The 12870-nt window shown below is 73.2% G+C and carries 12 protein-coding genes; 8 read left to right on the forward strand and 4 right to left on the reverse strand.

All coding sequences use genetic code 11. From position 1 onward, the window contains the following. The first annotated feature begins 5 nt into the window (after positions 1 to 5). Complete coding sequence (locus tag ACZLKG_RS02145) at positions 6 to 872, forward strand: LysR family transcriptional regulator (RefSeq protein ID WP_463647778.1); 867 nt, start codon at positions 6 to 8, stop codon at positions 870 to 872. A gap of 53 nt (positions 873 to 925) precedes the next feature. On the opposite strand, the gene ACZLKG_RS02150 is transcribed toward ACZLKG_RS02145, so the two are convergent. Both ACZLKG_RS02150 and ACZLKG_RS02155 read right to left on the reverse strand, forming a co-directional pair. Beyond that, on the reverse strand, positions 926 to 1879 hold the full coding sequence (locus ACZLKG_RS02150) for an AEC family transporter (RefSeq protein WP_425707565.1): 954 nt from the start codon (positions 1877 to 1879) through the stop codon (positions 926 to 928). 178 nt (positions 1880 to 2057) lie between these two features. Next, the gene (locus tag ACZLKG_RS02155; RefSeq protein WP_425707566.1) at positions 2058 to 2720 is read right to left on the reverse strand and encodes a nucleotidyltransferase domain-containing protein; all 663 of its coding nucleotides are present in this window, start codon (positions 2718 to 2720) and stop codon (positions 2058 to 2060) included. A 210-nt stretch (positions 2721 to 2930) separates the two neighbouring features. Between ACZLKG_RS02155 and dnaK the strand changes: the two genes are divergently transcribed. The 6 genes from dnaK (at position 2931) to ACZLKG_RS02185 (ending at position 8598) form a co-directional block, all read left to right on the forward strand. Beyond that, positions 2931 to 4814, forward strand: a complete 1884-nt coding sequence (gene dnaK, locus ACZLKG_RS02160; protein WP_463647779.1) for a molecular chaperone DnaK — start codon at positions 2931 to 2933, stop codon at positions 4812 to 4814. Further along, the gene (locus tag ACZLKG_RS02165) at positions 4811 to 5572 is read left to right on the forward strand and encodes a nucleotide exchange factor GrpE (RefSeq protein WP_425707568.1); all 762 of its coding nucleotides are present in this window, start codon (positions 4811 to 4813) and stop codon (positions 5570 to 5572) included. Before dnaK ends, ACZLKG_RS02165 begins: the two co-directional genes overlap by 4 nt. Positions 5573 to 5702: 130 nt before the next feature. Then, positions 5703 to 6689 (forward strand): DnaJ C-terminal domain-containing protein, encoded by a 987-nt coding sequence (locus ACZLKG_RS02170; protein ID WP_425707569.1) that lies wholly within the window; start codon positions 5703 to 5705, stop codon positions 6687 to 6689. Next, the gene (locus ACZLKG_RS02175) at positions 6686 to 7162 is read left to right on the forward strand and encodes a heat shock protein transcriptional repressor HspR (RefSeq protein ID WP_463647780.1); all 477 of its coding nucleotides are present in this window, start codon (positions 6686 to 6688) and stop codon (positions 7160 to 7162) included. Before ACZLKG_RS02170 ends, ACZLKG_RS02175 begins: the two co-directional genes overlap by 4 nt. A gap of 158 nt (positions 7163 to 7320) precedes the next feature. Then, positions 7321 to 7836 (forward strand): DinB family protein, encoded by a 516-nt coding sequence (locus tag ACZLKG_RS02180; RefSeq protein ID WP_425707571.1) that lies wholly within the window; start codon positions 7321 to 7323, stop codon positions 7834 to 7836. Between the two features lie 141 nt (positions 7837 to 7977). Beyond that, on the forward strand, positions 7978 to 8598 hold the full coding sequence (locus ACZLKG_RS02185) for a hypothetical protein (protein WP_425707572.1): 621 nt from the start codon (positions 7978 to 7980) through the stop codon (positions 8596 to 8598). 57 nt (positions 8599 to 8655) lie between these two features. Here the strand turns inward: ACZLKG_RS02185 and ACZLKG_RS02190 are convergent, their stop codons facing one another. Together ACZLKG_RS02190 and ACZLKG_RS02195 are read right to left on the reverse strand one after the other, a co-directional pair. Next, positions 8656 to 10782, reverse strand: coding sequence for a prolyl oligopeptidase family serine peptidase (locus ACZLKG_RS02190; RefSeq protein WP_425707573.1), 2127 nt, complete (start codon positions 10780 to 10782; stop codon positions 8656 to 8658). A 163-nt stretch (positions 10783 to 10945) separates the two neighbouring features. Next, positions 10946 to 11143 carry an antitoxin gene (locus ACZLKG_RS02195; protein WP_425707574.1) on the reverse strand — a complete coding sequence of 66 codons (198 nt, stop codon included), beginning with the start codon at positions 11141 to 11143 and terminating at the stop codon, positions 10946 to 10948. A 203-nt stretch (positions 11144 to 11346) separates the two neighbouring features. Between ACZLKG_RS02195 and ACZLKG_RS02200 the strand changes: the two genes are divergently transcribed. Next, the gene (locus tag ACZLKG_RS02200) at positions 11347 to 12819 is read left to right on the forward strand and encodes an amidase (protein WP_463647781.1); all 1473 of its coding nucleotides are present in this window, start codon (positions 11347 to 11349) and stop codon (positions 12817 to 12819) included. The last annotated feature ends 51 nt before the right edge of the window (positions 12820 to 12870 follow it).

Below are 12870 nucleotides of genomic sequence, written 5' to 3' on the forward strand. Positions count from 1 at the left end.
GATGGATGGAGCTGCAGCAGCTGCGCTACGTCCTCGCTGTGGCCGAGACCCGCAGCTTCACCCGCGCCGCGGAGCGCTGCTTCGTGGTCCAGTCGGCGCTCAGCCACCAGGTCAAGGCGTTGGAGCGGGAGCTCGGCGTCGATCTCTTCGCCCGGACGAGCCGGCGGGTGGAGGTCACCGCCGCCGGCGAGGCCTTCCTCCCGGCGGCCCGTGCCGCGCTCGATGCTGTCGAGCGCGCCGCTGCCGAGGCCGCGTCCGCCGCCGGCGAGGTGCGAGGGACGCTGCGCATCGGGCTGATCCCGACCGTCACCGCCCTCGACGTCCCCGCGCTCGTGGGCCGGCTGCGCGACGAGCACCCCGCGGTGCGGGTGACGATGCGCGGCGGTGGCAGCGACGAGCTCGTCGCCGCGATCCGCTCCGGCGAGCTCGACCTCGCCGTGCTCGGCCTGTCCGACACCCGCTCGCCGGTCGGTGTCGCCTCCCGTGAGCTCGCCCGTGAGCCGCTCGTCGCGGTGCTCCCGGCCGCGCATCGACTCGCTCGGCGCCGCCGTCTCCGGCTTGCCGACCTGGCCGACGAGACGTTCGCCGACTTCGGCACGGGGACGCCCGGGCGCGCGCAGAGCGACATCGCCTTTGCGGCCGCGGGCGTCGCGCGGGAGGTGGCGTTCGAGTCGATCGGGCCCGAGCTGCTCCTCGGTCTGGTCGCCGAGGGGCTCGCGGTCACGCTGCTGCCGGCAGCCGTCGTGCCGGAGGGCCCGCGGGTCGTCGCGCTCCCGGTGCTCGACGGCCCGGTCCGGGCGGTCCACCTGGCGTGGAGCGACCTCAATCCCGGACCCGCGACGCTGGCGTTCCTCGACCTGCTCGACGGCTGAGCGAGCGGTACCTCGCCCGCTCGGCGAGGACCTGTGCGGTCGGCGCTGCCCCGTTACAGCCAACCCATCGCGCGCAGGCCGAGCATCCACCCCGAGAGCGTGAGGAACGAGCACGCCGTCTGGAGCATCATCGACGCGGTCGGGACGTCGGACTCCCCGTACCCCTCGCCGAGCGCGGGCAGCACCGAGTACGTCGGCAGCGCGCACATCAGCACCGCTGCCGCCCGCAGCTCGGCCGGCAGCGGGGGCAGCCCGGCGGCGTCGAGCAGGAGGATCAGTCCGACGGCGATCGCCGGCATCACGGCCAGCTTCCCGACGACCGTGGTGGCGATGTCCCCCACCGCCCCGCGCACGCGCAGACCGACGAACATCCCGCCGACGGCGAACAGCGCCACCCCCGTCGACGCGCCCGCGAGGAGGTCGACGCCGCGGTCGAGCGTCGTCGGCAGGTCGATGCCGGCCGTGCTCAGTGCGAGCGCGGCGACGATCGCGATGACCATCGGGTGCAGGACGACACCGCGCAGGGTCGCGACGAGCCGGTCGCGGACGGTGCCCGTGCCCGTCGCCTGCTCGGCCAGCAGCAGCGTGAGCGGGATGATGAGTACGTTGTCGACGATCATGCCCATCCCGACGGCGGCCCCCGCCCGCTCCGCGAACAGGATGAGGAAGATCGGGAACCCGATGAACCCGTTGGCCGTCCCCGCCATGCCGGTGCCCATGAAGATCGCCCGCAGCCTCGACCTGCCCCGCGCGCGGGCGTAGGCGGCAGCGAGGCCGAACATCACCAGCGCGGCGATCGCGTAGGTGAGCAGGTACACGGCGTGGAAGACCTCGCCGGGGGAGCGGCCGGCGATGTTGGCGAAGATGAGGAGAGGCAGCGCCACCTTGACGACGAACCGCGACAGGACCGCAGCGTCCTCGCGCCGGAACATGCCGGACCGCGTGAGGACGTAGCCGAGCGCGACGACGAGGAAGACCGGCACCGTCGCCGAGAGCACGTGCTGCACACTGCCTCCCTGGTCGTCGTAGTGGCTGGGCCGGCCCGCCACCGTGGTCGTCGTGGTGCGGCCGGACCGGCCCGCCGCCGTTCGTGCACGTCGTCGACGACGGAGGGGCACCGCTCGGCGCCGTTCGTCGTCGTCGGGGAGATTGTCGCCCGTCCCGGCGCGGCGGAGGCGCGGATGCTCAGAGGGTGTCGAGCCAGGCGTGGTCGGCGTCCAGGCGCGCGACGACGTCGCGCAGCCACCGGCGCGCCCGGGCGTCGAGCAGCGGAAGCGCGGCCCGGGCGTCCTGCCGGTCCTTCTCCCGAGCCTGGGCGGCCTTGAACATGAGGGTCACCTCGGGCCGGGCGTAGCGCAGCCCGTCGGGCGCGACCCACGTGACGTCGTCGAGGTCCTCGGTGTGGGAGGCGAGGCGCTTGTTGGTCCAGCGGCCGCCGGTCTCCGGGGTGAACGGCACGTCGAGGATCCACGGCGAGCGCGCGTCACGTCGCACCCACAGCTGGCTGTCGGGCCGCAGCTCGCCGAAGCGCCCGTCGAAGGGGCGCAGCCACCCCTCGTCGACGTTCCACGGCGTCCACCGGTCGCCGAGGAAGCGGCGGAAGGCCCCGGCGTCGCTCGACAGGATCGAGACGTCCAAGTCCTCGTGCGGGCGCGCGACGCCGGTAACGACCTCGATGCTCCAACCGCCCACGATCCACCACGGCCGGTCGAAGCCCCGCATGAAGGCGCCGACGGTGGTGGGGTCGAGCGGGTCCCAGCCGCCGTACCAGCGCGAGAACTGCTCGGGCGGCAGCGGGCGGGCGAAGCGCGGTTGCGCCGCGGGAGGACGTGGACGGCGTGGTGGCACAGGGCGAGAGGCTACGGGCCGGGCCTTCTGCGCGCCCGGGAATACCCACCCCACCTCCAAGGTTGAGCCAGGCAGACTCAACTTCACGCCCGGTCGGCTGGACAACGGAACCGGCGCGGGTGCAGAGTTGAGTGCATACGACTCAAGACCAGTCGGAAGCCGCGGCCAACCAGGTCACGCAGCCGGCGCAACCACTAGGGAGCACCACACATGGCACGAGCAGTCGGGATCGACCTCGGCACTACGAACTCCGTCGTCTCCGTCCTCGAGGGCGGCGAGCCGACGGTCATCGCGAACGCGGAGGGCCAGCGCACCACGCCGTCCGTCGTCGCGTTCAGCAAGTCCGGCGAGGTCCTCGTCGGCGAGATCGCCAAGCGTCAGGCCGTCACCAACGTCGACCGCACGATCTCCTCCGTCAAGCGCCACATGGGCACCGACTGGTCGGTGGACATCGAGGACAAGTCCTACACCGCGCCCGAGATCTCCGCGCGCATCCTGGGCAAGCTGAAGAAGGACGCCGAGTCCTACCTCGGCGAGCCCGTCACCGACGCCGTCGTCACCGTGCCCGCGTACTTCAACGACGCCGAGCGGCAGGCCACGAAGGACGCCGGCCAGATCGCCGGCCTCAACGTCCTGCGCATCGTCAACGAGCCCACCGCGGCGGCGCTCGCCTACGGCCTGGAGAAGGGCAAGGAGGACGAGCTCATCCTCGTGTTCGACCTGGGTGGCGGCACGTTCGACGTCTCCCTGCTCGAGGTCGGCAAGGACGAGGACGAGTTCTCCACGATCCAGGTCCGCGCGACCTCCGGGGACAACCGCCTCGGTGGCGACGACTGGGACCAGCGGGTCGTCAGCTGGCTCGTCGACACGGTCAAGGGCCGCGGCGGTCCCGACCTGTCCAAGGACAAGATCGCGCTCCAGCGGCTCAAGGACGCGGCCGAGCAGGCCAAGAAGGAGCTCTCCTCGGCGACGTCGACGAACATCTCCCTGCAGTACCTGTCGATGACCCCCGAGGGCCCGATCCACCTCGACGAGCAGCTCACGCGCGCGAAGTTCGAGGACATGACCAAGGACCTCCTCGACCGCACCAAGGCGCCGTTCGAGAACGTCATCCGCGACGCCGGCATCCAGCTCTCCGAGATCGACCACGTCGTCCTCGTCGGCGGCTCGACCCGCATGCCGGCCGTCACCGAGGCCGTCAAGGGCCTGACCGGCGGCCGCGAGCCCAACAAGGGCGTCAACCCGGACGAGGTCGTCGCCGTCGGCGCCGCCCTGCAGGCCGGCGTCATCAAGGGCGACCGCAAGGACGTCCTGCTCATCGACGTCACCCCGCTCTCCCTGGGCATCGAGACCAAGGGCGGCGTGATGACGAAGCTCATCGAGCGCAACACGGCCATCCCGACCAAGCGCTCCGAGGTCTTCTCCACGGCCGAGGACAACCAGCCGTCGGTGCTCATCCAGGTCTTCCAGGGCGAGCGCGAGTTCGCGAGGGACAACAAGCCGCTCGGCACGTTCGAGCTCACCGGCATCGCACCGGCGCCGCGCGGCATGCCGCAGGTCGAGGTCGCCTTCGACATCGACGCCAACGGCATCGTCCACGTGTCCGCCACGGACAAGGGCACCGGCACCGAGCAGTCGATGACGATCACCGGCGGCTCGGCGCTGCCGAAGGACGAGATCGACCGCATGGTCAAGGAGGCCGAGGCGCACGCCGCCGAGGACGCCAAGCGTCGTGAGGAGGCGGACGCCCGCAACACGGCCGAGCAGCAGGTGTACTCGGTGGAGAAGCAGCTCACCGACAACGCCGACAAGCTGCCCGAGGACGTCCGGGGCGAGATCCAGGAGTCCGTCGACGCCCTGAAGAAGGCGCTCGAGGGCGAGGACGTCGAGGCCATCAAGACGGCGCAGGACGCCCTCAACACCAAGGCGATGAAGATCGGCGAGGCGCTCTACGCCGCGCAGGCCGACGAGAACGTCGGCGCGCAGGAGCAGCCGGACTTCGGTGACGCCGGGGGCGAGCAGGCCTCGGACGCCGGCGCCGACGAGGACGTCGTCGACGCCGAGATCGTCGACGACGAGGAGGACCGCAAGTGACCGAGCAGCCCGACCGACCGAGGGAGGAGCCGGTGGTCAACGACCGCCGTCGCCTCGACCCCGAGACCGGACGGGTGCGCCCGCCGGCGGGCGGCCCGGCCGCGGGCGGACCGCAGGGTCAGGCGGTTCCCGACGACGCCGCGGCGGCGCCCGGTGCCGGTGCGCCCGGCGCGGGCGGCCCCGCGGGTGAGGGTGCGGCCGCGGGCGGTGGCCCAGCCGGTGGGGCGTCCGACGTGCCGGCCGGTGCGCCTGCTGGTGCGCCGTCCGGCGGGCCGGAGGGTGACCAGGTCGCGGCGGAGGAGGACCCTCTCGCCGTCGCGCAGGCGGAGGTGCTGGACCTGCAGGACCAGCTGGCGCGGCGCAAGGCCGACGTCTACAACGTCGAGCAGGAGTACGCGGCGTTCGTGCGGCGCTCCCGCACGGAGGCCGCCGGTCACCGGCAGGCCGGCGTCGAGTCGGTCGTGGAGTCGCTGTTCGGCGTCCTCGACGACATCGCGCTGGCCCGCAGCCACGACGACCTGAGCGGCCCGTTCGCCTCGATCGCCGACAAGCTCGAGCAGACGCTCCAGCAGAGGTTCTCCCTCGAGCGCTTCGGCGCCGTGGGCGAGGAGTTCGACCCGAACGTGCACGAGGCGCTCATGAGCTCCGAGAGCGCGGAGGTCGAGGTCCCCACGATCGACCAGGTCCTCCAGCCGGGCTACCGGATCGGCGACAAGGTCGTCCGGGCCGCCCGCGTGGCGGTGCACTCTCCCGCGTGAGCCGGGTGACGATGCCCGTGGGCGCCGCCGGCCGGCGCCCACGGGCACGCAGCACATGCAGGACGCCGGGCGTGCGGCGCACGCCCGGCCCGCGAGATCGACGAGACGCAGCCGAGGGAGGTGGTGAGTGATGGCGGGACAGGACTGGCTGGAGAAGGACTTCTACCAGGTGCTCGGCGTGAGCAAGGACGCCGACGCGGACACGATCAAGAAGGCGTACCGCAAGCTCGCCCGGACGCACCACCCCGACCAGAACCCAGGTGACGCCAAGGCCGAGGAGACCTTCAAGAAGGTCGGCGAGGCCTACGCGGTGCTCTCGGACCCCAAGGAGCGCAGCGAGTACGACGCGCTGCGGGCCATGGCCGGGGGCCGGCCGCGCTTCTCGGGCGGACCGGCCGGCGGCGCCGGCGCGTCGGGCTTCGAGGACGTCTTCTCCTCCGGCTTCGGAGCCGGGGGCCGCGGGCAGGGCTACGCCTCGGCGCAGGACGCGCCCGGGTTCGACGACATCCTCAGCTCGATGTTCGGCTCGGCCGCGCCGTCGGGCTTCGGGTCGAGGCGCCGCGCCCAGCGCGGCCAGGACGTGCTCGCCACGACCACGCTGCCGTTCCGGCAGGCCGTCGACGGCTCGACCGTGGAGCTCACCGTCGACGGCCGCGCGGTGACCACCCGCATCCCGCCCGGCGTGCGCGACGGTCAGAAGATCAAGATCCCCGGCAAGGGACGCCCCGGCAGCGGCGGTGCACCGGCAGGCGACCTCATCATCACCGTCGAGGTCACACCCCATCCGGTCTTCACCCTCGACGGCGCGAACCTGCGCCTCACCGTGCCGGTGACGTTCGACGAGGCCGCGCTCGGGGCGACCGTGGAGATCCCCACGCTCGACGGCGAGAGCGTGCGCCTCAAGGTGCCGGCCGGTACGCCGTCGGGCAGGACCCTGCGCGTGCGCAAGCACGGCGTGAAGCGTGCCAAGGGCGTTCCCGGCGACCTCCTGGTGACCGTCAACGTCGTCGTGCCCTCGCGGCTCAGCGCGGCGGCACGAAAGGCCGTCGAGGACTTCGCCGCCGCCAACGGCGACGTGAGCCCGCGGGACCAGCTCTTCGAGCAGGCGAGACGATGAGCCCGGGCCGGGCGGGGCGCGGTCGCGCCCGGGGCCGGGTGCGCGCCGAGGACCAGATCGGTCCCGACGCCGCGGTGCTCACGATCTCGGTCGCCGCCGAGCTCGCCGGCATGCACCCGCAGACGCTCCGGCAGTACGACCGGCTGGGCCTGGTGGCCCCGCACCGCACCGCCGGACGCGGGCGCCGCTACTCGCTGCGCGACGTCTCCCGGCTGCGCGAGGTGCAGCGCCTGTCCCAGGAGAAGGGCGTGAACCTCGCCGGGATCGAGCAGGTGCTCAGGCTGCGCGACGAGCTCGACCGGGTGACGGCCGAGCTCGAGGCGTTGCGCGCGCGGGTCGAGCCGGGCAGCAGGGTGTTCACCGCGAGCTCGACCGGCGTCGTCGTGGCAGGGCCGCGCGGCCGCCGGGTGCGGGGCGAGCGCCGGGAGACCGGCGCGCTCGTCCTGTGGCAGGGCCACCGCCGCTCGCGCTGACGCCGCGAGGTGCCGCGCCTCGCCCCTCGTCGGCGCGAGATCAGGGGAAGTCGGCGAGAGCAGGGTCTATATCCCGTGTCCTCGTCAGCTTCCCCTGACCTCGTCGGGGTGGGCGGCGTAGCGTGGTCGGTGACCGCGCCACGAGAGGGAGGATCGCCGTGATCGAGCCGGAGACCAAGGACTGGACCTGGGTCCTGCGGGAGCGCTGCGCGGAGTGCGGTACCGAGGCGTCGACCCTCGCGCCCGACGACGTCGCCCGCGAGCTCTCCGCCGCCGCGAGCCGCTGGGCCGACGTGCTGCGGCGCGACGGCGTCGCCGACCGGCCGGACGACTCCACGTGGTCGCCCCTGGAGTACGGCGCGCACTCGGCCGACGTGCTCGAGGTCATGTCCACCCGCCTCGCGCTCATCCGGTCCGGCGACGGTCCGACGTTCCCCGACTGGGACCAGGACCGCGCGGCGGTCGAGGGCGACTACGGGTCGCGCGAGCCCGCGGAGGTGGCGCGGACCTTCGCCGAGCGGGCGGAGGAGACCGGCATCGTCTTCGGCGCCGTCCCCGAGGCCGCCTGGGAGCGCCCCGGCTACCGCTCGGACGGCGCCGCGTTCACCGTGCGCACGCTCGCCCAGTACCTCCTGCACGACATCCGGCACCACCTGCACGACGTCGCAGGCTGACCGCGCGGGGCGGCCCGCCCCTTCGCCCGTGCCCGCCTCGCGCAGTGCTCGGGTGAGGTCCGGGGTCCCGATGGGGGCGCTCGCCCCTGCGCCCGCGGACCCTCGGACTCGGCGGGCCGCAACGCTTGGCACACTGTGCGGGTGACAGCCACGCCCGACGAACCGTCGACGACCGACGAGCAGCCGGTGCCCGACGGCACCGACGACACCGCCGGTCCCCGACGCCGTCGCATCCGCCCACGCACCACCCGCGCGTCCGTGCTGTGGATGGTCGTCGGCGTGCTCGTCGGCTCCCTGGTCCCCGCGTTCGCCCTGGCCGCCGGGACGGGCGCGGCCACCGGCATCGTGCGCGAGGCGGTCGACTCGGCCGAGCCGCTGGGCGCCGGACGGCACGACCTCGCCGGCGAGAGCACCTACCTCATCGTCGGCGAGCGGGGGACCGAGGGGCAGTGCGTCGTCACGGGCCCCGACGGCTCCTCGCTCGACATCGAGCTCGAGGAGGTCTTCCAGGCCGGCGCCGGCAGTCACGAGGTCACGCTCGGCAGCTTCGCCGCCGGATCGGACGGTCAGTACGACGTGGACTGCGACGCCGGCGGGGCCGAGCTGGGGATCACCCGCTCGCCGTCGCTCGGCGGCTGGTCGGTGCTCGGCGGGCCGCTCCTGGTCGGGCTCCTGGGGCTCGGCGCCGGGTTCGCGATCGGGATCATCGGCCTGTTCGGCTGGATCCGCGCGCGCCGCGAGCGCTGGAACACCGGCCCCTGACGCACTCGCCGTCGAGAGTGCGGTGGGGTGGACGCACCGCACTCTCGACGGGCGGGGTCAGGCGTCGCCGAGCTGCTGCCAGAGGAACTCGTACGCGAGCGCGTTCAGGTGGGCGCGCTGCGCGTTCGTCGCGGCCCCGCCGTGGCCGCCCTCGATGTTCTCGTAGGAGCGCACGTCCTTGCCGGCCTCGAGCATCCGGGCGGCCATCTTCCGGGCGTGCCCGGGGTGGACCCGGTCGTCCCGCGTGGAGGTCGTCAGCAGGAGCGGCGGGTAGTCCTTCTCGTCGTCGAACAGGTGGTACGGCGAGAACGTCTTCATGAAGCTCCACTGCGCCGGGTCGTCCGGGTCGCCGTACTCCGCCACCCACGACGCCCCCGCGAGCAGGCGCGAGAACCGCCGCATGTCCAGCAGCGGGACCTGCGCGACGATCGCGCCGAACTTCTCCGGGTAGAGCGTGAGCATGACGCCCATGAGCAGCCCGCCGTTCGACCCGCCCTGGATGCCGAGGTGGGCGGGGTCGGTGACCTGACGGCCCACGAGGTCGTCCGCGACGGCGGCGAAGTCCTGGTAGGCCCGGTGCCGCCGGTGCGTGAGCGCGGTGCGGTGCCACCTCGGCCCGTACTCGCCGCCGCCGCGGATGTTGGCCACGACGTACACGCCGCCCCGCTCGAGCCACGCCCGACCCACGGTGCCGGAGTACAGGGGGAGCAGGGAGATCTCGAAGCCGCCGTAGCCGTACAGCAGCGTCGGCAGCGGCCTGCCGCCCTCGCGGCGCCACTCCGCGGTGCCGACCCCCTTCTTCCCGATCTGGAAGTACGGGACCTGCGTGCCGTCGTCGGACGTGGCGAAGAACTGCTCGACGACGAGGCCCTCGTCGTCGAAGAACTGCGGCATCATCTTCAGCGGCTCGACGGCCTTCGTCTGCCCGGCGCCCGTGAGGCGCACGAGGCCCAGCGAGCTCGGCTGGAGGAAGTCGTTCGTCGTCAGCCACACGTCGTCCGACTCGAGCTCGTCCACAGCGGACACCGCCAGCGCCGCCATCCGCGAGACCGCCAGCCGGGGAGACCCGGACGCCGACAGGGCGAGGGGACGTTCGCGCCACTCGCCGTCCGAGGTCGGCGGCGGGGTGCGCATCTCGAGGCGGTTCGTCACGTCCTCGAGGATGTTGAGCACGAGGTGGTGGCGCGTCCACGAGTAGCTCGCGAGCGCGGTGGTCGGGGTGGGGACGAACAGGGTCGTCACGGTGCCCTCGCCGGCGAGGAACTCCTCGAGGTCGACGCCGAGCAGCGTGCCGGCGCGGTACATCGTGCCGCGCAGCTTGCCGGTCTCGCGCAGCAGGATCGTCAGCCACTCGCGGTGCACGTCGACGGACGCGGTGGTGGGGACGTCGATGCGGACCTTCTCGCCGTCCTCCCGCTCGAGGTAGACCTCCTCGTCGAAGAAGCCCACCGCCCGGCTGAAGAACGTGCGCTCGAACCCGGGCGTGGCGTCGTAGGAGGCCCCGACGACGACGTCGGACTCCTCGCCCGCGTACACCTCCGGGGCGTCGGCGAGCGCCGTGCCACGCTCCCAGCGGCGCACCGTGCGCGGGTACCCGGACTCGGTCAGGGTCCCCTCGCCGAAGTCGCGGCCGACGAGCAGGACGTCGCCGCTCGCGTCGCCCCACCGGGCGAACCCCTTGGACTCCTCGAGCCGGAAGCCGTCCTCGACGAACTCGCGCGTGGTCAGGTCGAACTCGCGCACGACGTCGGCGTCGGACCCGCCGCGGGACAGCGCGACCAGCGCCACGTCCCACTCCGGGCGGCGCACGGTCGCCCCGTGCCAGACCCACTGCTCGCCCTCGGCCTCAGCGAGGGCGTCGACGTCGATGAGGACGTCCCACTCCGGCTCGCGCGTCCGGTAGGACTCCCACGTGGTCCGGCGCCACAGGCCGCGGGGGTGCTCCGCGTCGATCCAGAAGTTGTAGAGGTGCTCCCCGCGCTGCACGACGCCGGGGATCTTCTCCGTCGAGTCGAGCACCTCGAGGATCTGGGAGCGGATCTCCTCGAACCGCGGCGCCGAGGCGATCTCGTCGGTGACCTCGGCGTTGCGCTCCTCGACCCAGGCGAGGGCCTCCTCGCCCTCGACCTCCTCGAGCCACTCGTAGGGGTCGTCGTCGGACTGAGCAGGAGCCGTCGAAGTCATGCGCACATTCCACCACGTCGTCATGCAGGTCACACGGCCGCCGAGCGCGGTTCTTCGTCGTCGGCGTCGTCGAGGCGCGCCGGGCGCGCACAGCGACGGCCGGCCCCCAGACTGGGGGACCGGCCGTCGAGCGTCGGGGGCTAGCTCCCCGAGAGTGAGTGGATCAGGCCTGCGACGTGTCGCCGGCGCCCTCGTTGCCGATGCGGCCGTCGAGGTTGTCACGCACGCCGTCGATCTTGTCGCTGTGCTTCCCGCCGGAGACGTTGTCCGCGGCGTTGCCAGCAGCGTCGAGACCCTTGTCCGAGTACTCCTCACCCTTGTCGCTGGAGAGTGCGTCCTTGGCCTTGTCGAAGATTCCCAATGTGATCTCCTTCCGTCGGGTCAACCGCCCGGATGGCACGGCCGCGGTCCATCCTTGCGCATAACCCCGGTTGCGGGTCAAGGGAGAAGAACGACGCTGCACCGTCGGGCGCCCGCTCAGGCGCGCTCGGGCGCCTGCTCAGGCGCGCTCGGGCGTCCGCTCGGCCCCGCTCGGGCGTCCGCTCGGCCCCGTAGTCTCGGGCCATGGCCCAGATCCACGAGCTCCCCGCCCTCGACCTGGCTGCCGCGATCCGGTCCGGGCAGGTGTCGCCGACCGAGGTCGCCGACCACACGCTGCGTCGGATCGAGTCGCTCGACCAACATGTCGGCGCCTTCATCCACGTGGCCGCGGACCGGGCGCTGGACGACGCGCGGGCCGCCGAGGCCACGCTCGCCGAGGCGTCGTCCGGCCCCGGCGGTGCCCCCGACCACCGCGACCTGCCGCCGTTCCTCGGCGTGCCCGTGCCGATCAAGGACCTCAACCAGGTCGCCGGGCTGCCCATGCGCATGGGGTCCGCCGCGTTCGCGGACAACGTCGCGCAGCTCGACGACGGCATCGTGTCGCTGCTGGCCGACGCGGGGACGACGATGGTCGGCAAGACCACGACCCCCGAGTTCGGCATGCCCCCCTACACCGAGCCGGACGTCGGGCCGACCGCCCGCACGCCGTGGGACCTCGACCGGTCGGCCGGCGGGTCCTCCGGGGGTGCGGGTGCCGCCGTGGCGGCCGGCCTCGTCCCCGCCGCGCAGGGCTCCGACGGCGGTGGATCGATCCGCATCCCCGCCTCCGCCTGCGGTCTGGTCGGTCTCCTGCCCACCCGCGGCCGTGTCTCGCCGGGCCCGTACCAGACGGACGGTCCCGGACTGGGACGCAACGGTGTCCTCACCCGCACCGTGCGCGACACCGCCGCTCTCCTCGACGTCCTCGCCGTCCCCCGAGCGGGCGACATCTACCGGGCACCCGAGCAGCTCGGCACGTTCCTCGCCGCCTGCGACACCCCGCCCGCACGGCTCCGGGTCGGGGTCCTGCGCGAGCCCATCTCGATCGGGACCGACGTCCACCCCGAGGCGCTCGCCGCCGTCGACCGTGCGGTCACCCTGCTCGAGGGAATGGGCCATGAGACGGTGGAGGTCGGCGTGCCGTTCGCCGTCGAGGACTGGGAGGCGTTCCAGCCCGTCTGGGCGACGGGCGCCGCTGCCGCACCGCTCGATCCGGCGCAGGAGGAGCTGCTCGTGCCGCTCACCCGTCTCCTCCGCGAGCGCGGGAAGGAGGTGACCGGCGTCGAGTACGCGAGCGCGATCACCTCGATGCACCTGCTCACGCGACGCACCGCGCAGGTATGGGCGGGAGTCGACGTGATCCTCAGCCCCACCCTGTCGGGGCCGCCCGCCCCGGTGGGCTCGATGCGCGACGACGCCGACCCGTGGCAGGACTTCCTCGACCAGCGCGCGTTCACCCCCTGGACGTCCACGTGGAACATCACCGGCGCGGCCGCCATCTCGCTGCCGCTCCACCGGGCACGGGTCGACGACGACGGGCCCGAGCTCCCCTTCGGCGTCCACCTCGGGGGGAAGGTCGGTTCGGAGGCCCTCCTGCTCGGCCTCGCCGCCGCGCTCGAGGAGGCCGACCCGTGGCCGCACGTGGCGCCGGCGTGGGAGCACGTCGACCCGCGGTGATCGCCGTCCCGGATGCGTGCCGCCCGGCGTGGTGGCGAACGCGACCCGGCC

It is taken from the genome of Georgenia sp. Z2081 (assembly GCF_055326445.1).